Below are 294 nucleotides of genomic sequence, written 5' to 3' on the forward strand. Positions count from 1 at the left end.
TCGGTCACCAGGGAGTATTTAGGCTTAGCGGGTGGTCCCGCCAGATTCACAGCGAATTCCACGAGTACGCTGCTACTTGGGAACACTCTAAGCAGACATCGGGTTTTCGAGTACGGGAGTTTCACCCTCTACGCTCACGCTTTCCAGACGCATTCCTCTAACCACAATGTTTTCTGACTGCTTGCCAGTCCGGCAGAACTGACCAAGAGGTCCCACGACCCCGCGAATGCAACCCCTGCCGGGTATCACACAGACGCGGTTTAGCCTCATCCGCTTTCGCTCGCCACTACTCAC

At 55.8% G+C, this 294-nt stretch carries 1 other annotated feature.

The features are described 5' to 3' along the window. Positions 1–18: 18 nt before the first annotated feature. Positions 19–294: a sequence feature (23S ribosomal RNA rRNA prediction is too short), on the reverse strand.

The sequence above is a fragment of the Lentzea terrae genome (genome assembly GCF_003265345.1).
GTDB classification, from domain to species: domain Bacteria; phylum Actinomycetota; class Actinomycetes; order Mycobacteriales; family Pseudonocardiaceae; genus Lentzea; species Lentzea terrae.